At 40.9% G+C, this 22,522-nt stretch carries 21 protein-coding genes and 1 other annotated feature; of the genes, 19 read left to right on the forward strand and 2 right to left on the reverse strand.

The window, feature by feature from the left end; translation table 11 throughout:
- Positions 1-144: 144 nt before the first annotated feature.
- Positions 145-1,128, reverse strand: coding sequence for a GMP reductase (guaC, locus tag BMX30_RS00745; RefSeq protein WP_090740224.1), 984 nt, complete (start codon positions 1,126-1,128; stop codon positions 145-147).
- Positions 1,129-1,382: 254 nt separating this feature from the next.
- Between guaC and BMX30_RS00750 the strand changes: the two genes are divergently transcribed.
- From BMX30_RS00750 to BMX30_RS00835, 18 genes are all read left to right on the forward strand, one after another.
- A complete protein-coding gene (locus BMX30_RS00750; protein ID WP_090740226.1) occupies positions 1,383-3,059 on the forward strand; it encodes an ABC1 kinase family protein in 1,677 nt (558 codons plus the stop codon).
- Between the two features lie 116 nt (positions 3,060-3,175).
- A complete protein-coding gene (locus BMX30_RS00755; protein ID WP_090740227.1) occupies positions 3,176-3,604 on the forward strand; it encodes an EamA family transporter in 429 nt (142 codons plus the stop codon).
- 7 nt (positions 3,605-3,611) lie between these two features.
- A complete protein-coding gene (gene glsA, locus BMX30_RS00760; RefSeq protein WP_090740229.1) occupies positions 3,612-4,553 on the forward strand; it encodes a glutaminase A in 942 nt (313 codons plus the stop codon).
- 187 nt (positions 4,554-4,740) lie between these two features.
- Positions 4,741-5,100, forward strand: a complete 360-nt coding sequence (locus tag BMX30_RS00765) for a Na-translocating system protein MpsC family protein (RefSeq protein WP_090740231.1) — start codon at positions 4,741-4,743, stop codon at positions 5,098-5,100.
- A gap of 203 nt (positions 5,101-5,303) precedes the next feature.
- Positions 5,304-5,609, forward strand: a complete 306-nt coding sequence (locus BMX30_RS00770) for an iron-sulfur cluster assembly accessory protein (protein WP_090740233.1) — start codon at positions 5,304-5,306, stop codon at positions 5,607-5,609.
- A 140-nt stretch (positions 5,610-5,749) separates the two neighbouring features.
- On the forward strand, positions 5,750-7,399 hold the full coding sequence (locus tag BMX30_RS00775) for a DEAD/DEAH box helicase (protein WP_090740235.1): 1,650 nt from the start codon (positions 5,750-5,752) through the stop codon (positions 7,397-7,399).
- Positions 7,400-7,401: 2 nt separating this feature from the next.
- Positions 7,402-8,007, forward strand: a complete 606-nt coding sequence (locus BMX30_RS00780) for a branched-chain amino acid aminotransferase (protein WP_090740237.1) — start codon at positions 7,402-7,404, stop codon at positions 8,005-8,007.
- Positions 8,008-8,119: 112 nt separating this feature from the next.
- Positions 8,120-8,518 (forward strand): acyl-CoA thioesterase, encoded by a 399-nt coding sequence (locus BMX30_RS00785; protein WP_090740239.1) that lies wholly within the window; start codon positions 8,120-8,122, stop codon positions 8,516-8,518.
- An 89-nt stretch (positions 8,519-8,607) separates the two neighbouring features.
- On the forward strand, positions 8,608-9,360 hold the full coding sequence (locus tag BMX30_RS00790) for an SDR family NAD(P)-dependent oxidoreductase (protein WP_090740241.1): 753 nt from the start codon (positions 8,608-8,610) through the stop codon (positions 9,358-9,360).
- Between the two features lie 448 nt (positions 9,361-9,808).
- Entirely contained in the window at positions 9,809-10,246 is a 438-nt protein-coding gene (gene hutP / locus BMX30_RS00795; RefSeq protein ID WP_090740243.1) for a histidine utilization transcription antiterminator HutP, read from the forward strand.
- A gap of 107 nt (positions 10,247-10,353) precedes the next feature.
- Entirely contained in the window at positions 10,354-11,889 is a 1,536-nt protein-coding gene (gene hutH, locus BMX30_RS00800; protein ID WP_090740245.1) for a histidine ammonia-lyase, read from the forward strand.
- A 29-nt stretch (positions 11,890-11,918) separates the two neighbouring features.
- Positions 11,919-13,586 carry a urocanate hydratase gene (hutU, locus tag BMX30_RS00805; RefSeq protein ID WP_090740247.1) on the forward strand — a complete coding sequence of 556 codons (1,668 nt, stop codon included), beginning with the start codon at positions 11,919-11,921 and terminating at the stop codon, positions 13,584-13,586.
- 129 nt (positions 13,587-13,715) lie between these two features.
- Complete coding sequence (hutI, locus tag BMX30_RS00810; RefSeq protein WP_090740249.1) at positions 13,716-14,981, forward strand: imidazolonepropionase; 1,266 nt, start codon at positions 13,716-13,718, stop codon at positions 14,979-14,981.
- Positions 14,982-15,100: 119 nt separating this feature from the next.
- Positions 15,101-15,314: a binding site (T-box leader), on the forward strand.
- A 59-nt stretch (positions 15,315-15,373) separates the two neighbouring features.
- Positions 15,374-16,459: a glutamate 5-kinase gene (gene proB / locus BMX30_RS00815; protein WP_090740252.1), complete on the forward strand. Its 1,086-nt coding sequence runs from the start codon at positions 15,374-15,376 to the stop codon at positions 16,457-16,459.
- 15 nt (positions 16,460-16,474) lie between these two features.
- Positions 16,475-17,722: a glutamate-5-semialdehyde dehydrogenase gene (locus BMX30_RS00820; RefSeq protein WP_090740256.1), complete on the forward strand. Its 1,248-nt coding sequence runs from the start codon at positions 16,475-16,477 to the stop codon at positions 17,720-17,722.
- 48 nt (positions 17,723-17,770) lie between these two features.
- Positions 17,771-18,877 carry a branched-chain amino acid aminotransferase gene (locus BMX30_RS00825; RefSeq protein ID WP_090740258.1) on the forward strand — a complete coding sequence of 369 codons (1,107 nt, stop codon included), beginning with the start codon at positions 17,771-17,773 and terminating at the stop codon, positions 18,875-18,877.
- 79 nt (positions 18,878-18,956) lie between these two features.
- The gene (locus tag BMX30_RS00830) at positions 18,957-19,214 is read left to right on the forward strand and encodes a hypothetical protein (protein WP_090740260.1); all 258 of its coding nucleotides are present in this window, start codon (positions 18,957-18,959) and stop codon (positions 19,212-19,214) included.
- Between the two features lie 77 nt (positions 19,215-19,291).
- Positions 19,292-20,215 (forward strand): CBASS cGAMP-activated phospholipase, encoded by a 924-nt coding sequence (locus BMX30_RS00835; RefSeq protein WP_244532470.1) that lies wholly within the window; start codon positions 19,292-19,294, stop codon positions 20,213-20,215.
- A 39-nt stretch (positions 20,216-20,254) separates the two neighbouring features.
- Here BMX30_RS00835 and BMX30_RS00840 read toward each other — a convergent pair whose 3' ends face one another.
- Complete coding sequence (locus tag BMX30_RS00840) at positions 20,255-21,064, reverse strand: AAC(3) family N-acetyltransferase (RefSeq protein WP_090740264.1); 810 nt, start codon at positions 21,062-21,064, stop codon at positions 20,255-20,257.
- A 222-nt stretch (positions 21,065-21,286) separates the two neighbouring features.
- Here BMX30_RS00840 and BMX30_RS00845 point away from each other — a divergent pair, with 222 nt between their 5' ends.
- Positions 21,287-22,483, forward strand: coding sequence for an iron-containing alcohol dehydrogenase (locus BMX30_RS00845; protein ID WP_090740266.1), 1,197 nt, complete (start codon positions 21,287-21,289; stop codon positions 22,481-22,483).
- Positions 22,484-22,522 lie beyond the last annotated feature (39 nt).

Genomic DNA, 22,522 nt, shown 5'->3' on the forward strand with positions numbered 1-22,522 from the left:
CCCCTTTCATTTTAGAAAATATATTTGTGACCAGTTGCATCAGTTAGCATGTCTTTTGTTACGGTTATAGTATTGGTTAAAAAAGCGAAAAAGCTGTTCGTCAATAAACAGCTTTTTCGCTTTTTATCTTGATTTCCTCATTGATTAATACACTTTATCTCCGTTAAAAATAGAATTCTTCACGACAACATAATCAACATTGCGGATGGAGCTTAGTTTGTCTCCACCGGCATAGGAGATGGATGACTGTAGGTCCTGCTCCATTTCAGTTAACGTTTCTTGTAGAGGCCCTTTGTACTCAACAAACATTTTTTTTCCTTCGACGTTTTTCTTTTCGCCTTTTTGGAACTCTGAAGCGGAGCCGAAGTATTCCTTATATAGGAAACCATCACGCTCAACGGTTTCGCCAGGAGATTCTTCGTGACCGGCAAATAGTGAACCGATCATGACCATTGTCGCACCAAAGCGGACAGATTTGGCAATATCTCCGTGTGTACGAATTCCACCATCAGCGATAACGGGCTTACTTGCAGCTTTAGCACACCAGCGTAGGGCAGCTAATTGCCAACCACCAGTACCAAAACCGGTTTTAATCTTGGTGATACAAACTTTACCAGGGCCAATTCCTACTTTTGTTGCATCAGCTCCCGCGTGTTCTAACTCTCTTACTGCTTCTGGAGTACCGACATTACCGGCAATAACAAAACTATTAGGCAAATTCTTTTTAATGTGCTTAATCATTTCAATGACAGCATTTGAATGGCCATGGGCGATATCAATGGTGATGTATTCTGGTACAAGTTGCTCCTCTTTAAGTTGTTGGATGAAATCGTATTCGTCCTCTTTCACGCCGACACTAATTGATGCGAACAATCCTCGTGCATGCATGTCTTTTACGAATTCAATGCGCTTTTCAGGCTCAAAACGATGCATGATATAAAAGTAATCATTCTCAGCTAAATAAAGAGCGATTTTTTCATCAATAATCGTTTGCATATTGGCAGGAACGACTGGCAATTTAAAGGTACGTCCTCCTAGAGTGACACTAGTATCACATTCAGAACGGCTGTTAACGACACATTTTGCAGGAATCAACTGAATATCTTCATAATCAAATACATTTTCCATGAATTACACCCCTAAAAACGAATGTTATATTAATTTGTTTTAAAAATCGTTCGGACATTACGTAATATACCTTATTTTTAATAATCTGTCAAAGTGATTTTGAACATTTTTATCTTTGGCTTTTTTAACTTTCAAGGGTGAACACGATCAGAGCATTGTCACCTATTTGTCTTCTAACAATCTCTGGAAAAGATGTTCCGATGCTATAATATAGGTAGAAATCTCCAAATTCTCTAGAATACTAAGGTGATGGCATGGTAACAAATCGGATACGGCAAATGAATCGATATCGAGAGATTGTTTCAATCATCGCTAGAAATGGATACGTATATATAATAGAGGAAATCGGTCTTCGACATCTGGTGAGCACGAAAGAGCGTGTACTAACGGATTTTCGGGAGGGGAATGTAAAGGAGTACGCAAATCGAATACGGAGCTTGTTCGAAGAGCTTGGACCGACTTTTATTAAAATTGGTCAAGTTCTCAGTATCCGAAGTGACTTTCTCCCGGTTGAAATAATCCGTGAACTAGAAAAGCTACAAGACCATGTTCCATCTGTTCCAGTAGCAGAAATTAATGAGAGTATTAGAAAAGAACTAGGCAAACCGGTTGAGGAAATTTTCCTCCAGTTTAATGAAAAATGCGTAGCTGCAGCTTCGATTGGGCAAGTTCACTCGGCAATTTTGAAAACAGGGGAACATGTAATGGTCAAGGTCCAACGGCCGGGGATTCACAAGGTCGTCTATACGGATCTAGAAATACTAAAGGATTTAGCTATCCTCCTAGAGAAGCGATATAAACTGGCAAAAGACTACCGTTTATCCGCAGTAGTGAATGAGCTGTCCAAATCGATAAAAAAAGAATTAGATTATTTGCAAGAGGCTCGTAATACGGAAACGATTCAATTGCAATTTAATGGTCATGAACGGATAAAAGTACCAACTGTTTACTGGGATTACACGACCTCACACATCTTAACAGTAGAGGCGATGCCGGGGGTGAAAATAACAGATCGTCTGATTATTTCTTTGCCCATGGAAAGGAAAAGAAAAATAGCGGACCTACTTGTAGAATCTTTTGTCGGTCAAATTTTTGTTGAGGGATTTTTTCATGCTGATCCGCATCCGGGAAATATCAGGTATGATTATGTGGAAGACCGTCTTGGGCTCATTGACTTTGGCCAGGTAGGAAGTCTTACCGCGAGGATGCGGTATGATGCAACCACCCTGCTAATTGGCTTAATGCGAGAAGATACCGATACGATTGTAAAAGCGCTCTATCGACTTGCTGACGTGCCACCCACTGTAAATGAAAAGAATTTTTATGATGATATTGAACGAATCCGAAAGCGGTATATTCATATTCCTTTAGGTGAGCTGAACCTAGGCTTGGCGATTCAGGAAGTTTTTGCATCGGCACAGGACCATCAGATTATTATTAATAGTGAGCTTACGATGACCGCGAAAACACTTATCACAGTGGAAGGAATTATCAAGGAGATTGATCCGGACATTAATTTACTTACACTTGCGAAACCATATGGAGAAAAGCTCTTGTTTGACCGTTATAACCCTGCCAATATGGGCAAACGAATGTTAGAAAATGCGGAAAGTTTTTCTGACTCTTTGACCAATATGCCTGGGAAAATTGAAAAGCTTGTAAATCAATCGATAAATGGTGAATTAACCATAGTGGCAAGTCTTTCGGAAATAAAAGAAATTCTAAAAAAATTAGACCGAGTGAGCAATAAGATTAGCTTCAGCCTAAGTATGATCGCTTTTAGCATTGTTCTATTAGCTGTCGTTATTGGTGTTACCTTTGGAAATGCTTCCTTCCCTACTGGGCTACCAATTATTGAAGTAAGTATATTTATTGGGTTCTTCATGTTTTTATGGATTTTAGTCTCGATATTTAAGTCAGGTTTGTTTTAAGTGAGTAAGGAGAAAAGAGCGATGTTTCCGCATCGTTCTTTTTTTGCATGTTTAGAGAGCTCGAATGAAACCATAAGGTTATAGGAAAACAATTCGATGTTGCTAGGAAGGGGATTATTATGTCTTGGCTTATTTATGCAATACTTTCCGCTGTGTTTGCTGCACTCGTGTCAATCTTTGGCAAAATCGGCTTGCAGGATATTGATTCTAATACGGCAACAGCGATACGGGCTGTCATTATGACTTTGTTCTTATTTGGAGTGGTCATGTTTCAAGGGAATTTAGGAAAAGTACCAGAAATTTTAGAGGATCGTAAAGCCCTTTTATTCATTGTTCTTAGTGGCGTGGCCGGGGCAACATCGTGGATTTTCTATTTTCTAGCATTAAAGTTTGGCGAAGTCACACAAGTTGCACCGATTGACAAACTAAGTGTTGTTATTGCTGCTGTGCTGGCGCTATTTTTTCTTGGAGAGAAAATTAGTATGCTAAACGGTTTTGGGATTTTACTTATTACTGCAGGGGTTATTTTAACTGCTTTAGGATAATTAAGGGATGGTGGTAATTTTGCCTTGCCAATCGAATGAAGAGCTAAATGCGCTTGTTATGGAAGCAAAAAAGCAAACGAAGCACGGAAAAGTGGCCGATTATATTCCGGCGTTAATGAAAGCGAACCGGGATGATTTGTCCGTTGCGATTTATCATCAAGATGGAAATTGTTATTCTGCGGGAGATATCGAGCAAAAAATTACTTTGCAAAGTATTTCAAAGGTGCTGACTTTGGCCTTGGCATTGATGGATTGTGGAGAGGACGGAGTGTTTCAAAAAGTTGGCTATGAGCCAACGGGAGATCCCTTTAACTCGATCATTAAACTTGAAACCAATCGCTCCGCGAAACCATTGAATCCTATGATTAATGCAGGAGCCCTAGCCGTTACGCACTTAATTAAAGGGGAATCAGTTGAAGAACGGCTCCAACGCATCCTTGAATTCATCAGAGATTTAGCCGGTCATAGTGAAATCTCCTATTCCAAAGAAGTTGCTACATCTGAGTTTGAAACCGCCTATTTGAATCGCTCCTTAAGTTATTATATGAAGCAGGATGGGATCATTGACGAGGACGTTGAGCAACTATTAGATTTGTATACAAAGCAATGTGCGATAGAAATGGATTGCTTAGATCTTTCGAAAATAGGACTCGTGTTTGCAATGGATGGCATTGATCCAGTTAGAGAAAAAAGGATTATTCCAGCTGAGGTTGCCAGGCTGTGCAAGACATTTATGGTTACTTGTGGAATGTATAATGCATCAGGAGAGTTTGCTGTTCGCGTTGGTATCCCAGCAAAAAGTGGAGTTTCAGGTGGAATCATGGGGTCAATTCGTAACCGCTTTGGCATTGGCATTTTTGGACCGTCACTTGACCAACAGGGAAACAGCATTGGTGGTGTAAAATTGCTTAAGATGATGTCTGAAAAATATAATTTGAGTATTTTCTAGAACAATTACCTTTACAAATCAATGTATATTTATTAAAATCTTAAAAAGATTATAACTGGTTAATTATCCTTATATTCTCAATACCTATATTGTTTTAGCACGCTTTACTTCTTTCGTTTTCGTTTAGTTAACTTGAAAAAAACAATCGTATGAGATATGGATGATTTCCATCTATGTGGGAGGAAACATGTCAAAAGGGGAGCTTGAAAATAAGATTTCCCGTCTAATTACTCAATGGGAAAAAGATTATCTAGGTCGGGGCTCACTGACAGTAAAGACAGATATTTTAAGAAATATGATTATTGTCAGTTTAAAAGGAGTTCTTACTCCTGCTGAAAAAACGGTTGCAGCAACTTTTGAAGGAATGATGTCTGTGAAACAGATTCGGGCCACATTGGTTGAATCTGGGACAGACCAATTAAAAGAAATCATGACTGACCAGTTTGGAATTGAAGTGATTAGTTTCCATACTGATATTAGCACCCAAACAGGGGAGCGCCTGATGATTTTTATTATGCAAGAGAATGTCGAAGCCACTATTGCTTAATTGGGAGATCTTTAAAAACAAAATGTCATTAAAGATAAACCGGTCTTTGAGAAGGGGGTGCGAGCTCCTTTTATCCATGGACCGGTTTTTATTTCAGTCTAAATTTTTAAATGTTGTGAATTTGAATTTATGTTTTCATTTTTGCCTACATTGGTAAAACTATGCTATTGTAGGAATGATGATGGTAGAAAAGAGGGAAAACAATGAAATGCAAAATTAACAGAAACGCAGCAAAGGTCTTAACAGAGATGTTAAGTACAGAAGAAGCGGAAGGCAAAATGATTCGTGTAGCCATTGACTATATGCATGGAGATCATGCTCATTATAATATTGTTTTTGATACGCCAAAAGAGCATGATGAGATTGTAAAAACAGACAAGGGGATTGATATTCTACTTGATTCAAGGGAAGAATTTCTTGACGGTGTTTGGATCCAGTATTTTTATGTCCCAAAAGAGGATTTTGTGATTACAAACCCTTCAAAAAGTCCACATGTACATAGACATTAAACGTCCTATGCAACGTGATTTTTGGTCACGTTGTTTTTTATTGGACAATGAATATTTGCTAGTTTAAGGATAAACACTCATTATAGACAGATTTAGTATTGAAAAATCACATTAAGTTAACGAGAAGGTAGGTCATTTAATTGCCTGATTTTAGTTCTTTAGGTATATCAGAAGCTTTAACTAGAAAACTGCGAGAGGTTGGCATAATCGAAGCCACTCCTATCCAAAAACAAGCGATTCCCTATGTATTGGACGGAAAAGATTTAATTGCGCAAGCACAAACAGGAACGGGGAAAACATTTGCCTTTGTATTGCCCATCCTACAGAAGATAAAGCCAGATGCAACTTCGATTCAAGCTCTTATTGTCACTCCAACGAGAGAATTGGCCTTGCAAATAACAGAAGAAGTGAACAAGCTAATCGCGAATATCGACGGAATGGAAGTATTGGCTGTTTATGGTGGCCAGGACGTAGAAAAGCAGTTAAAGAAATTGAATAGAAATGTTCAAATTGTTGTTGGAACACCCGGCCGCCTACTAGATCATATTAGCAGAGGGACAGTTCAACTGTCTGATGTAAAGCACCTAGTTTTAGATGAAGCAGATCAGATGCTACATATCGGATTTTTAGATGAAGTCGAGAGAATTATTCATGAAACACCTGATAGCCGACAAACAATGCTGTTCTCAGCAACCATGCCACAGGAAATCAGAAAGCTGGCTCGAAAGCATATGCAAGACCCAGAATATGTCCAAGTTGAAAAAACACAGGGTCCAGCTGATAATGTAAAGCAGATTGCGATTCACACGGTTGACCGTGCAAAACAAGCGACGTTAATTCAATTAATTGAAACACATCGGCCGTTTTTAGCGGTTATCTTTTGCCGAACAAAACGAAGAGTGAGTAAGCTCCAAGATGCGTTAAAGGCACATGGTTTTTCAAGTGACGAGTTACATGGAGATATCTCACAAGCAAAACGCGAGCAGGTCATGAAGCGTTTTCGGGATGCTGAGATTCAATTATTGGTCGCTACCGACGTGGCTGCAAGAGGTCTTGATGTAGAAGGGGTTACCCATGTTTTTAATTACGACATTCCTCTAGATGCTGAAAGCTATATTCATCGGATTGGGCGAACTGGTCGTGCAGGGATGACGGGTTTAGCGATTACTCTGTACGCTTCAAAAGACCGACCACTTCTTGACGAAATTGAAGAAAGCTTAAAGATTCGTATTGATAAAAAGAACGTTGGGAATACCGACAGCGAGGATACGGAAGCTACGGGCGAAAGAAAACCTCGACGGCCGAAACAAGGAAGAAGTCGTGACAAAGCTCAGGGCACGAGAAGCCGAACAGGTAAAACGGGTGGTGAGCAGGGAAGGAACAGCCGCAGAGAAGATCGTAGGGAACAACCACAACCTCGAGCAGAACGCCGCCACAGCAGGACAGATGACAATCAAAGTCGAACGGACCGTGGTCAAAATAAGACGGAATTTGCCCGGACCAAAAATGAACGTGTACAGGGCGGAAAATCAGATAGAAATAAAAATAGACCGGAGACAAGACAAGGGGATGCTGAGCGAAATCAAGGCAGATCCACTCAGGGGTTAAGAAGTAGGGCGTCCGATAATGGACAACAAAGAGGTGTGAAACGAGAGGGCTTTAATGAAGGCCGAAAAGATAGCAACTCATCACATAACAACTCAACTAGAAGAAGTAATCAGAAGTCAGGTTCTGCACGGCAACAAACTAAAATGAAAACAAGCCAGGGTCAAAGAAGAGGGAGGCAATAGATATGCTCGGAAAAAGAGTAGAAAAATGGATCAACGACACTGTAAAAGAGAGTGGAGATAACAAAACAATCGAGCTCTATCAGGAAGAAATGGAGTTTGCTAAGAAGAGGCAGCTTTTTGGGGAAGGTATAAAAATTGTCGAGAAAGCCCCTACCGGACGATTTGATGATGCCTATCTTGAACGGGGGGATAAAGAAACAAACGAGTTCCTCGGTGAAGAAGGTGCAAGCTTTTTGGACCAGCCTATTCAGTATTTCAAGAAACATAAGACTGAATTTATGTACATGGAATCAAAATGGTTTGACCTTGTGAGTGTCGATGCTGTTTCTTTTGAAGTGGACGATGTATTTGGTACCTATAATGCCATGCTAGGTTTGAAGTTACAGAAGAAATTCGATCAGCGAATTAAGTCTTTCTTTGCTAAAGAACTCGATAGCGAGGATGCTCGAGTGGATTTGATGTTTGATGCAAATGAGGGAATATGGAATGTTAACTTCGCCTTAAATAATGTAGCAGGCTTTAACGAGGAAATGACGATTCGAGAAGCATATACGCTTATCTATCAATTTCTCTTTAAACTCGGAGAAGCCATGGAAAAAGAAGATTAAGTTCGGAGCCTCTTTCGTTAATGAAGGAGGCTTTTAAATTTTTACAGGAATCGGTAAGTTTGTGGCGAATAAGACTATAATCTCAGTAAAGTCAGAGGAGTAGAGGTGACCTATGTTTGAAAAAATAATTGACCCAAGAATGTCCGAGACAGACAGGGCAGGCCATATTAATAATACTGTCATTCCTGTATGGTTTGAGTCTGGAAGGGACGAGATTTTTAAGCTTTTCACACCAGATTTAAGCAAAGATGATTGGAAAATGGTGATTATTAACTTCAACGTTGATTTTGTTCAACAAATTTATTATGGGAAAAATGTACAGGTTAAAACGTGGATAAAAGAAATAGGAAATACGAGTCTAAAAGTGTACGAAGAAATTCACCAAGAGGGGAAGCTTTGCGCGAAAGGGTTTGCCGTGTATGTAAACTTTAATTTTTCTGAGCAAAAATCCGAACGGATTCCTGATGATATTCGTGAAAAGCTTAGTCAGCATCTGGTTAGTGTTGAGTAATATCCAGAATAAATTGAATATTTATAAAATAACGGATATAATAAATCTATGTTTGTACATAAATTACTAGACTGAGGGAGGAATAGTTTATGAGATTAGAAGGAAAAGTCGCCATTGTTACAGGTGGTGGCGGTGGGATTGGCCGATCAACATCTTATTTATTTGCGAAGGAAGGCGCGAAAGTGGTTGTTTCTGACGTGAATGAAGAAAGCGCTTCCGCAACTGTTGCTCTTATCAAAGAAGCTGGCGGCGATGCTATTTGTGTTTCGGCGAATATGGTGAATCCTGATGAAGTAGAACAACTAATTAATAAAACCGTTGATACATATGGCGGAATTGATATTCTCTTCAATAATGCCGGCGTTGGTGGAGAAGAAGTGAAATTGGCTGATGTGCCAGTCGAAGAATGGGATCGCGTAGTGGATATTAACCTTAAAGGGGTATTTCTAGGGATGAAATTTGCCCTCCCCAAAATGGAGCAGCGTGGCGGGGGATCCATCATAAATACTTCAAGCTTATTAGGATTCAAAGGGAAGAAATATGTTGGTCCTTATAACGCCTCTAAGGGTGGCGTCATCCTGTTAACTAAAAATGCAGCATTAGAATATGGCAGTAAAAATATTCGCGTAAATGCGGTTGCACCGGGAGTTATTGATACAGATATCGTTCAAGGCTGGAAAGATGATGAGCGGAAGTGGCCAATTATTGCTTCGGCGAACGCTCTACGCCGGGTTGGTCAGCCAGAAGAGGTTGCTAAAGCCGTGTTATTTTTAGCTTCTGACGATTCTTCCTATGTTACAGGTTCCACTATTCATGTTGATGGTGGTGGATTAACTTTCTAGAATGACTAGAGAGGTTGTATTTATACAACGATATAGCACACTGGTGTCTCTAAGCCAGTGTGCTTTTTTTTAGCTGTTATCTAAAAGATTGCTGCTTTTCATTGTCTTTATAAATGAGAACTTTGGATCAAACCGGTTGATTAGAGCGGAAGGCGCTTGACTCCTGCGGGAGCAGCGGGACAGGTGAGACCCCACAGGGGCACAGCGACGAGGAGGCTCACCGCCCGCCCCGCGGAAAGCAAGCGCCTGGAGCGGAATCAACCTTTCCTTGTTCAAAAGCAACAATGTTTACAATAACAGCCTTTTTCAAAAACCCCTTTAGTATGTTATCGAATTACTCTATTAGAATACTAAAATTTTCCAATTCCATTGACATTCTTTCAATTGAAAGAATAAAATAAAGATAAGTTATTAGTGAATAGAGGAAATTCAGAAAATAGAGGTTATTATGAGTCAGAAACTAGCAATTGGAAAGTTAGCAATTTTACTGGCATCTTTATCCGAAGAGGAATTAGCGGGATTCCGCCCTGCATTGCAGGAGGTAAAGTATTGCCAAGGGAAAGTCGGCAGCATGAATATGCAGAAAGTGATTTCCGCAGTGGAAACAGCGGCAAAGCGTAATGAACTGATTCAAGATCATTTATATCGGGAAACACATTCCCTCTATCATGCGATTTTAGAAGGAATAGAAGGGGTTACTAGAGGGAAGCCAGCGATTGGTGAAATGAGTAGGACAGTTGGTCTCCGGTTTGCGATTGTCAGAGGGAGACCGTATAACGAACCTCAAGAAGGCGAATGGATTGCAGTTGCATTTTATGGAACGATCGGCGCACCGGTAAAAGGTGCAGAGCATGAAACAGTTGGGTTAGGAATTAATCATATCTAAAAGACATTGCCTATAGTCTATTAGTCAGTAGGAGGCGATGATGGTATCTCTATGCCATTGTCGTCTCTTTTTATTTGCCCAGAAAATTAGGAAGGGTTGATTTTCAGATGATCGAGTTAACAGGAAATTCATTAACGTTGGAACAAACCAAACAGGTTTGTTATGAAGGAGACATTGTAACGATTTCTTTAGATAGTATGCAGAAGGTAGTGGAGAGTAGAAAAGCGGTTGAGAAAATCGTGGCAGATAAACGAACGGTTTATGGAATCAATACGGGATTTGGCAAGTTTAGTGATGTAATGATTGAAGAAGATGATGTCAACGTTTTGCAAGTGAACTTGATTCGATCACATGCATGTGGAGTGGGTGAACCGTTTCCAGAGGTTGTTTCAAGGGCGATGATTCTGCTTCGACTGAACGCTCTGTTGAAGGGCTTTTCCGGGGTGCGCCCTATAATAGTTGAACGTCTGTTAGAACTACTGAACTTGCAGATTCATCCTGTTATCCCACAGCAAGGGTCCCTTGGGGCCTCTGGAGATTTAGCACCGCTTTCGCACCTTGCCTTAGTGCTGATGGGGGAAGGTCAGGTCTATTATGCAGGCAAAGTGTGGCCAACCGCGGAAGTTTATAAAATGGAAGGATTAGAGTCTATTAGTCTCCAGGCTAAAGAGGGCCTTGCGTTAATCAATGGAACGCAGGCGATGACGGCAATGGGCGTTGTTAACTGGATTGAAGCCGTTGATTTGGCTTATCAAAGTGAATGGATTGCCGCACTTACATTAGAGGGCTTAGAAGGAATCATCGATGCCTTTCATCCTTTCATTCATGAGGCGCGTGGCTATCAGCAGCAGATTGCTGTCGCTGAACGGTTCCGGAAGTTACTTGCAGGAAGTAAATTGATAACAAAACAAGGTGAAAAGCGAGTACAGGATGCCTATTCCTTGCGCTGTATTCCCCAGGTTCATGGAGCCTCTTGGCAGGCCTTGGATTATGTAAAAGAAAAGCTAGAAATTGAAATAAATGCAGCCACCGACAACCCGTTAATTTTTGACGCTGGCGAAACCGTCATTTCAGGAGGCAATTTCCACGGTCAGCCGATTGCGATTGCGATGGATTTTATGAAAATAGCTGTTGCTGAATTCGCTAGTATCTCTGAACGCAGGATTGAACGGCTTGTAAATCCACAATTAAATGATTTGCCGCCGTTTTTAAGTGCACAGCCCGGTCTTCAGTCAGGGGCAATGATCATGCAATATGTTGCTGCTTCACTTGTTTCGGAAAATAAAACGCTCGCCCACCCGGCTAGTGTTGACTCCATCCCGTCTTCAGCTAATCAAGAAGACCACGTAAGTATGGGGACGATTGCCGCCCGGCACGCTTACAGCATTATTCAGAATGTGCGCAGGGTACTCGCGATTGAATGTATTTGTGCCCTCCAGGCTGTACAGTACCGTGGCATCGATAAGATGGCACCACAAACGAAAACATTCTATGAAAAAGCAAGGGAAATTGTTCCTTCAATTATCGAGGATCGCGTGTTTTCTGAAGATATTGAACGAATGACAAAGTGGCTTAAAAAAAATAACTGGCAATGGAGAGCTCTGATCTCGGAAATTTCTTTAAATAAATCATTAGGATATTAAAAGTTAAGAAGTGGAGAGGGGAAATTAACATGGAAACAAATACAAATCGGACGATAAGAGCTAAAAGAGGATTAGAACTTGAGTGTAAAGGCTGGGAGCAAGAAGCAGTTTTAAGAATGCTTTACAATAACTTAGATCCTGAGGTAGCAGAGAAACCGGAAGACTTGGTGGTTTATGGAGGAATCGGAAAAGCAGCCCGGAACTGGGAAGCATTTGATGCGATTGCGAGCACATTAAGGCGGCTTGAGCATGATGAAACGATGCTCGTTCAATCAGGAAAACCGGTGGCCGTTTTTAAAACCCATCCAGCAGCTCCACGGGTGTTATTATCCAATTCAGTCCTGGTGCCAAAGTGGGCAAATTGGGATCATTTCCATGAGCTTGATCAGAAAGGTCTGATGATGTATGGACAAATGACTGCGGGAAGCTGGATTTATATTGGAACTCAAGGAATCCTACAGGGAACATATGAAACGTTTGCCGAGGTTGCACGACAGCATTTTAATGGTTCACTTACAGGGACGATTACGTTAACAGCCGGACTTGGTGGCATGGGAGGAGCTCAACCTCTAGCTGTGACAATGAATGGTGGCGTTTGTCTGGCTGTTGATGTAGATCCTGTGCGAATTAAGAAACGACTAGATACACGTTATTGTGATAAAATCACTGATTGCATTGATGAAGCTATTGACTGGGCCCAAACCGCGAAGTCAAAAGGGGAAGCTTTGTCTATCGGACTTATTGGTAATGCGGCTGTGGTTCATCATGATTTGTTAAATAGGAAGTTTGAAATTGATATAGTCACTGACCAAACCTCAGCACATGATCCTTTGAACGGCTATATTCCGGAAGGACTGACATTGACGGAGGCAACTGAGTTACGCCAAAAGGACCGTACAGAATATGTGTTGCGCGCTAAGCAGTCTATGGCGAAACATGTGATGGCTATGTTGGAATTTCAATGTCGTGGTTCGGTGGTGTTTGATTATGGAAACAACATTCGTCAGGTTGCCAGCGATGAGGGGGTCGAACAGGCCTTTGCTTTTCCCGGCTTTGTTCCAGCCTTTATACGTCCTTTGTTCTGTGAAGGAAAAGGGCCGTTCCGCTGGGTAGCTTTATCGGGAAACCCTGAAGACATTTACCGCACAGATCGCTTAATCAAAGAATTATTTCCAGATAACAAGCCATTGCTTCGTTGGATTGAGATGGCTCAAGACAAAGTTGAATTCCAAGGACTTCCGGCAAGAATATGCTGGTTAGGCTATGGAGAACGGGTCAAGATGGGTCTTGCGATTAACGAGCTTGTGAGAAAAGGAGAATTGAAGGCTCCAATTGTAATTGGTCGTGATCATCTTGATTGTGGGTCAGTTGCGTCTCCAAATCGGGAAACGGAAGCCATGAAGGATGGAAGTGACGCAGTTGGTGACTGGGCGATTTTAAATGCCCTTGTAAATGTCGCTGCGGGTGGCTCATGGATTTCTGTTCACCATGGAGGTGGAGTTGGAATGGGATATTCGTTACATGCTGGGATGGTTGTCGTAGCAGATGGTTCTGATCTTGCTAAAGAGCGATTACAAAGAGTCTTAACCACCGACCCGGGAATGGGGATTGTCCGACACGCAGACGCAGGGTATGAAAAAGCGATAGAGGTTGCAAAGGAAAAGGGCGTTGATATTCCAATGTTGGATTGCGATTGATAAGGTGATTATGCCGAAATGGATTTAATTTAGCTAATGTTTAGGCTTAGTGTTGCTTTTGTACGATGTTGATGGATACAGGGATTACTAGTCTAGACAAGTTTAAGCCTAATTTCAGGAGGTTGGAGGATGAGTTACGATTTACTCTTATATAATATCGGGCAGTTGATTTTACCGAAAAGTAGCGAGAAGCCGTTAAAGGGTAAACAAATGCAGGAGCTACCGATAAGGAAGAATGCGGCTATTGCTGTTAAAGATGGAAAGATTGCTTGGATCGGAAATTCTGAAGAGTCTGATGGTGTTCAAGCTAAAAAAAAGGTAGATGTTAAGAACCGGGTTGTTTCTCCTGGTCTTGTCGATCCTCATACCCATCTTGTATTTGGAGGTTCTCGGGAAAACGAATTAGCATTAAAACAGGCTGGGGTACCGTATTTAGAGATTTTAGCGAGCGGAGGAGGAATCCTCTCGACTGTTGAATCAACCAGAAAAGCAACCCAGGAAGATCTTATTGAAAAAGCAAGTTTTCATTTAGAAAGAATGATTTCCTATGGTGTCACAACAATTGAGGCAAAAAGCGGGTATGGATTGGAGCGTGATACTGAATTAAAGCAACTACGGGTGACCCAGAGACTTAGAGAGAAATACCCAATTGGTATTATTTCAACATTTTTGGGGCCACATGCGATTCCGAGCTCCTATCGGGGAAAGGAAGATATCTTTCTCACAGAAATGGTGGATATGCTTGAGGAAATAAAAGCCGAAGGACTTGCAGAGTTTGCAGATATTTTCTGTGAAACTGGCGTTTTTACGATAGAACAATCTCGTGATTTTTTACAAAAAGCGAAAGAAAAGGGACTCGGCATAAAAATACATGCCGATGAAATTGACTCATTAGGTGGTACGGAGTTAGCTGCAAGTCTTGAGGCTGCAAGTGCAGATCACTTAGTAGCTGCTTCTGATAACGGAATTAAAGCCCTTAGTAGTAGTGATACCGTCGCCGTTCTTCTACCAGGAACCACTTTTTACTTGGGGAAGGATACTTATGCTCAAGCGCGTAAGATGATTGACGAAGGCGTGGCTGTTGCACTCGCAACCGACTTTAACCCCGGTAGTTGTGTAACTGAAAATCTACAACTTATTATGGCCCTCGCCGGTTTGAAGTTGCAGATGACAGCAGAAGAAATCTGGAATGCGGTCACCGTTAATGCAGCGCATGCGATTGGGCAGGGAAGGGTCGCAGGAACAGTGGAAGTTGGAAAACAAGCTGATTTCGTCATTTGGAATCTACCAAATTATCAATATTTACCGTATCATTTTGGGGTGAACCACGTATCAAGTGTTTATTGTCGTGGGAATAAACTATGGGAAAGTCATGGAGTAGAAAACCCTGTATAGGTCTACAGAATGAGAGGTAGACTGAAAAAGTTAGAAGAGAAATAACTTCTATTATTTTCTAAAATGGGCTTCAAAGTATCTTGACTTTTTGCTTTGCTCATCTTAATATTTATAAAAACAGTTGAACGTTAATGGAGGATTAGTACGCGGGTCTTTATGTGTTAGAGAGCAGGGTTATTTGCTGGAAGACCCTGTCACATTTAAGCCGCAGAACCTACCTCCTGAGTCCTATGCCAAACATGGGCGCCAACCTAGCGTTATCAGGCAAAGCGGGATGTGCTAGTCGCATCCAATATAGGTGGTACCGCGGAAGTAAGCCCTTTCGTCCTTTATATTTAGAGGATGATTGGGCTTTTTTTAGGTTGTTATCATTTTAAGGGAGCTTTTACAAAATGGAGAGAAAACGAATTGTTGTAAAAATCGGAAGCAGTTCATTAACAAATGATAAAGGTGAAATCGATCAGGAAAAGTTAAGCGATCACGTACAAGCAGTTGCTTCCCTCAGAAAAGAGGGCCATGAAGTGTTAATGGTCTCCTCCGGAGCGGTGGCAGCAGGGTTCACTCGGTTAGGTTACCCGTCAAGACCTGTGACTTTGAAGGGAAAACAGGCTGCAGCTGCCGTTGGGCAGAGTCTATTGATTCAATCTTATATTGAGCAATTTAGCCAGTTTTCCATTATTCCTGCACAAATTTTACTGACAAGAACTGATTTTACAAACCGAGAGCGCTATAAAAACGCCTACGCAACGATAATGGAGCTACTTGAACGTCGTCTTTTACCGATTATTAATGAGAATGATTCCGTATCTGTCGAGGAATTGACATTCGGTGATAATGATATGCTTTCAGCTCTAGTTAGCGGGCTTATCCATGCCGATCAACTAATCATTTTAACAGATATAAACGGTCTTTATGATTCTGATCCGCGAAATAACCCCGAAGCTAGAAGGTTGGATCTTATTGAGAATATTACAGATGAAATGGTTGGCTTTGCAGAAGGTTCAGGCTCGAAGGTAGGAACTGGTGGAATGCGCTCAAAATTATTGGCCGCAAAGACCGCATTGTCTCTAGGGGTTCCGGTGTTTATTGGACAAGGAAAAGGAAGTAGGAAGCTAGTTGAGATTCTTCATGGAAATGGTGATGGAACCTATATTGAAAATAAAAGCCTCCCAGCGATTAATACGAGAAGACAATGGATTGCCTTGCATTCTGAGGTTTCAGGGGCCATCTTTGTTGATGAGGGAGCTGAGAATGCGATTGTTTTTAATGGGAAAAGCTTGCTTCCTGCAGGTGTAACAAAGATAAGAGGAACGTTTGATTCCGGAGATGTAGTCGAAGTCTTTGGTCCTGGTGGTTTGTTGGGCAAAGGGGAAGTCACCTATTCAGCAGACGAATTAAAGACTGTGCTCGGGAAAAGTAGTGAAATTGAAATGCCGTTAATGGAAGTCATCCACCGCAATAAGTGGGTAAAAGTATAGATTGGAGGAAAAACAATGAGTGAGGTTAAGAATAAAGGTCAGGCAGCTAAAAACGCTAGTCATTTACTAGTAGGTGTATCTACAGAAGAAAAAAATGCAGCCCTTAAGTTGATTGCGGATCAACTTATTCAAGACAAAGAAAGTATCCTTGTCGAAAATCAAAAGGATTTAGAGCAGGGAAGAAAAAATGGTCTTTCTGAGTCTGTTCTCGACCGTATTATGCTAAATGAAAAACGAATTCATGATATGGCAGATGCGATTCAGTTATTGGTGGAATTAAAGGATCCAGTCGGAGAAAACCTTGAAACCATTCAAAAGGACAACGGCTTAATCATTAAGAAAAATCGGGTCCCTATCGGGGTCATTGGGATGATTTATGAAGCTCGACCAAACGTAACAATTGATGCAGCAACTTTATCCTTGAAAACAGGAAATAGCGTCATTTTAAGAGGGAGTTCATCAGCACGATACTCCAACATGTCTTTAATTCAATCCATCCATCGAGCTTTGGAAAAAAGTACATTGCCGATTGAATCAGTACAACTCATTGAAGATACAAGTAGGGAAACGGCGAAAGAATTGTTTCATTTGAATGAGTTTTTAGATGTTCTCATCCCAAGGGGTGGAAAAAACTTGATTGATACAGTTGTGCGTGAGTCCACGGTGCCGGTATTAGAAACGGGCGCAGGGAACTGCCACATATTCATTGATGAAACGGCTGAATCAGAAATGGCTAAAGAGATTGTGATAAATGGAAAAACCCAGCGTCCATCGGTCTGTAATGCGATTGAAACGGTGTTAATCCATCAGGGGTGGTTTGAGCAGCATGGGGTGAAGCTCCTTGAGGTACTTGATGAACATGGGGTAGAGGTATATGGTGATGATCGGGTTTGTAGCTTGTGGTCAAATGCAAAACCTGCATCGGAAGAGGATTGGTACACAGAATATCTTGCTTTATCCGTAAGTGTAAAGGTTGTAGCATCTGTTGATGAAGCAATTGAACATATCAATAAGTATGGAACGAAGCACTCAGAGGCAATCATTACTGCTGATGAAAGAAATGCGGCAACCTTTTTAACAAAGGTTGATGCGGCCGCCGTGTACCATAATGCTTCCACTCGGTTTACCGATGGATTTGAATTTGGATATGGAGCTGAAATCGGAATTAGTACGCAAAAATTACATGCAAGAGGCCCGATGGGTTTACAAGCTCTAACTTCGAGTAAATTTTTTGTTTATGGGAATGGTCAAATTCGAAAATAAATGTCATAATATTATTAAAATATAATTAATTAGACAGGGGATTGAGAAATGACGGAATTTAAGATTGATATCACACTAACTGAAAACCCAAAACAGAAGCCAGATTTTGCTCATCTGGACTTTGGCAAGAACTTTACTGACCATATGTTTATCGTTGACTATACAAAGGGAAAAGGATGGCATGATGCTCGTATTGTTCCTTATCAGCCAATCACACTTGACCCAGCAGCAATGGTGTTTCACTACGGTCAGACAGTCTTTGAAGGACTAAAAGCATACCACACTAGTGAAGAGGAAGTTCTACTATTTAGACCTGATATGAATATGAAAAGGTTGAACCGTTCGAATGACCGACTTTGTATCCCGCATATTGATGAGGAGTTAGCATTAAATGGGATTAAAAAACTGATTGATCTTGAACGGGAATGGGTGCCTACTGCAGAAGGAACATCCCTTTATGTTCGCCCATTCATCATTGCAACCGAGCCTTATCTAGGTGTTGCACCTTCGAAGAGATACCAATTTATTGTGATTCTTTCTCCAGTAGGAGCTTATTATAAGGAAGGCATTAACCCAGTTAAAATTGCAGTTGAACGTCAGTTTGTTCGTGCGACGATTGGTGGTACAGGGAATGCAAAGACAGCAGGGAACTATGCAGGAAGCCTAAAGGCACAAGAAGTAGCAGAGGCCGATGGATATTCTCAAGTTCTCTGGTTAGATGGTCGGGAAAATAAGTATATTGAAGAAGTAGGAAGCATGAATATTTTCTTTAAAATAAACGGCGAAGTTGTGACCCCAATGTTAAACGGCAGTATTCTTGAAGGGGTAACACGAGACTCGATTCTTAAATTATTAGCTCATTGGAACATCCCAGTTTCTGAACGCAAACTATCAATGGAAGAGCTTTACGAGGCTTATCAGCAAGGTTTAGTAGAGGAAGCATTCGGTACTGGTACAGCAGCTGTCATTTCTCCAGTTGGTGAATTATTCTGGGAGAATGAAAAGTTAGTTATAAATGGTGGGAAGACTGGCGAGCTTTCTAAAAAGCTATATGATACTTTAACGGGGATTCAACTTGGTACAGAGTCTGATCCATTTGGTTGGACTGTCAAGGTTGAGAAGCAGGAGCCAGCAACTCTTTCACAGACGAACTAAGCTTTACTTTAAAGCGGGATATATTTGCAGGAAAACATCTTCTTTAGTCGAATTAAATTACCTAAGGGAGATGAGATAATTGGAAACAGTTATAATCGTAACTTTTAAGGTAAAAGGATTACCTGTCCCTATTAAGATTGCATCGCCAACTGAACCTACTATTAGTCAAATTTATAAAATGATCGCCGATATCGTTAAGAAAAACAATCTTGATGGAGATGTCCAATTTAAGAAGTTTTTGCAAGAAAATGAGCAAAAAATGTATATATATGAAATTGGCCCTAGAAAATGTGTCGTTCTAGTTGAAAAGCTTGAAAAAGTCATTGAGTTTCAGTGAAGGCCACAAGGAGTTTGAGTAAACAGTAATGTTTACCATTAATCTGGGTAAGCTATTTCATATTGCACACTTCTTAGGTGATCAAATTGAAAATCTTATGTATTGATGGTGGTGGTATTCGTGGTGTTTTTGCGATTGCCATTCTAAAAGCGATGGAAGATGAGTATCAACAAAAGATTAGCTCTCACTTTGACTTAATAGCAGGAACTAGTACTGGATCAATTGTCGCAGCTGCCATTGCTTTGAATACAGAGATGGGAGCGTTATTAGAGCTGTACTTAAAGTATGGGAAAAAGATTTTTTTGCGTGAAGCAAAGGTTGGTTTATTTAAAAGTGTTTATAGCGATCGTCAATTGCGAAGGCTTTTAAAAAAATCTTTTGGTGAAATGGAGTTAGCAGAGGTCTCGAAGCCATTATTGATTCCAACGGTTGATCTTACGCATGGAAAACCATACGTTCACCGTTCAAAGGGACCAAGTGAAATGAACGACGTCTCAATCAAGTTATGGGATGCCGTTCTTTCCTCTTGCTCGGCTCCAGTTTATTTTCCGCCCAACAATATTGGCAACAAATATCTCTCAATCGATGGTGGATTATGGGCGAATAATCCATCGCTTGTAAGCTTAACAGATGCTCTACACTATTATCACGAAAGTTTAGAATCAACTAATATTTTGTCAATCGGGACAGGAAAACAAAATATTGATTTTTCGATAGATGATGAAAAGTATTGGGGCATTAAACAGTGGCTTCCATTCGAGTTACCATCGTTAAAAGTAACGCCGAAATTAATTGATTTAGCTATGGATATTTCTTCGGAGTCGGTTTCTTATCATTGTCGTTTACTACTTGGTGATAATTATTTCCGAATCAACAAAGATTTAGGAGAAGAAATGCCGTTTGATGATGTGGATTATATGGATCAATTGATTCAATTTGGAAAAGAGACTTTTCTAGCGAATCAAGAAGAAATAGAGAGGTTTTTGTTTCAGCCGCGTTGAGTTGTTCAACGCGGCTATTTGTTTTGAATTTGTCTATTCCTATTCCTTAGGAACAGGGTGTTCTTTTAACCATTGAATCCCGAATTTAACTAAAGGGCGCATTTCGGTAACGAGAGTTTTGGCCATACCTAGTTTACCTTCAAGAATGTTGCCTTTATAATCGCGCACAATCTCAGGGAAACGGTCGGAATCCATATCAACACAATCATATTCCTTCCACACTCGTTGACCATCTAACATAATTGCTGCACCCTGCGGAGAAGTTGTTCGAGAATCTTGGCTATATTCTGCATAGTGGAGCGCTGTGCACGAGTCAAAGTCTGTACCGATAAGGATAATTTTTACGTTAGCTTTCATCATCTTTCCTAGTGGTGATTGTTCCCCAAAGGAGTCTTCAAGAGGCTGTTCGCTCATCCATTCGATTGAGTAGGCTCCCCATGCCATAAACGAATGTGCAGGGTGGGGACTTCTTACTGTATCAGGATGTCGATGAAAGCATTCTGCGATTTTCCCCATTCCTCTTAGTGGGGTTAAATCGGGATGATAGGCTGGATAGTACTCGCGAATAGATTGATGCCATTCCTCTGGAACCGGTGGTGCCATCCAGTAGGATGGATCTGAGTTATCTGCTGATTGGGCCGGCATAACGATTGTGCCCAAATCTGTTACCGTTTCAATCAGAGCTTCAACTACAGCCTGCGGACCTCCTGCAATCCAGCCCATTGAACTTAGCGAAGCATGTACAATTATATGATCTCCAGGCTTTATCCCGAGGTCAATTAATTGCTGTTTTATAGTTTCTTTTGATTGGAATTCAGGTGTATTGATAATTCGATTCAGTTCATTCATAAGTTCATCATCTCCCCATTAAAAATATATCATATAAAATATAAAGGAAAAGCATTCTTTTTGTTGAAGGTAATATAAAGCTATCTTCATAAATAAGTATTAAGATGGTTGTACTTTTTGGGTGGTAGTGTAAGTAAAATAGATTGAAAAATGTTAAAATTCAGGTATAAGTTTGTTTAGTTGCTTGTTTTGGAAAGAAGGAATGGGCGGGAGGATTACTGAATGGAAAATTTTGCTTTATTAAGATCACCGCAGACCATCATCTATGGACGGAATTCTTTTGATCAATCAGGAACTGAAGCTAGTTTGCTTGGAAAGAATGCCTTAATTATTAGTGATAAAATCATGAAAAATCTTGGGTATGTTGACAGATGTGAAACGATGCTAAAATCCCAAGGGGTTAATTTTAGTATCTATCTAGGGGTTGAGTCTGAACCAACTGACCAATACGTATCAGAAGCTATGTCAGTTTTTGTACAAGCTGGTTGTGACTTAATCATTTCCATTGGTGGCGGTAGTTGTATCGATACCGCAAAAGCTGTTTCTATTCTTGCAACGAATGGCGGATCTATAGGGGATTACATCGGTCAAAGGAAAGTAGCAAAGGTGAAACCTATTCCTCATATAGCGATTCCAACGACAGCAGGAACGGGTTCCGAAGCCACTGACGTTACAATTATCACTGATACAGTCACCGATATTAAAATGATGATTAAACAACCTGCGCTTATGCCAGCAGTGGCCATCGTCGATCCACTCTTAACCGTTTCTTCACCTCAACATGTAACCGCCGCAACAGGAGTAGATGCTTTAAGTCATGCCATTGAAGCGTATATTTCTCAGAAATCTCATCCTATGACAGACACACTTGCGCTTTCAGCGATGAAACTCATTGTAAATAATCTTGTTTCCGCTTATGAAGATGGAGAAAACCTCGATGCGAGAGAGGCGATGTCTTTAGGTTCAATGCAAGCAGGAATGGCTTTTTCCAACGCTTCGGTTTGTTTAGTTCATGGGATGTCTCGACCAATCGGTGCGTTATTCCATGTACCTCATGGTTACTCGAATGCGATGCTGCTTCCGGCTGTACTAGAATTCAGTCAGAACTCGTGTATCGAGCGACTAGCAGATGTGGGAAGAATATTTGACCCAAAACTTGAACAGGAATCAGACGAAGTCGCTTCTCTAAGTGCTGTTTCTGCAGTTAAAAAATTATGTCAGACATTGAACATCCCTAATCTTCGCGGCTGGGGAATTAACAAAGAACAATTTGACAAAGCCGTCAGTAAGATGGCTATCGATGCACTTGCTAGTGGCAGTCCTGGGAACAACCCAAGGGTACCCACACAGGAGGAAATTGAGGAGCTATATGACATTTGCTATAGCTATAATTTTAATGGTCCAGCAATCGTGAACTAACACCTTTACCAATTCTAATAATCAAAGGAGAGAGTGTGA

The organism is Mesobacillus persicus, assembly GCF_900109925.1.
GTDB classification, from domain to species: domain Bacteria; phylum Bacillota; class Bacilli; order Bacillales; family Cytobacillaceae; genus Mesobacillus_B; species Mesobacillus_B persicus.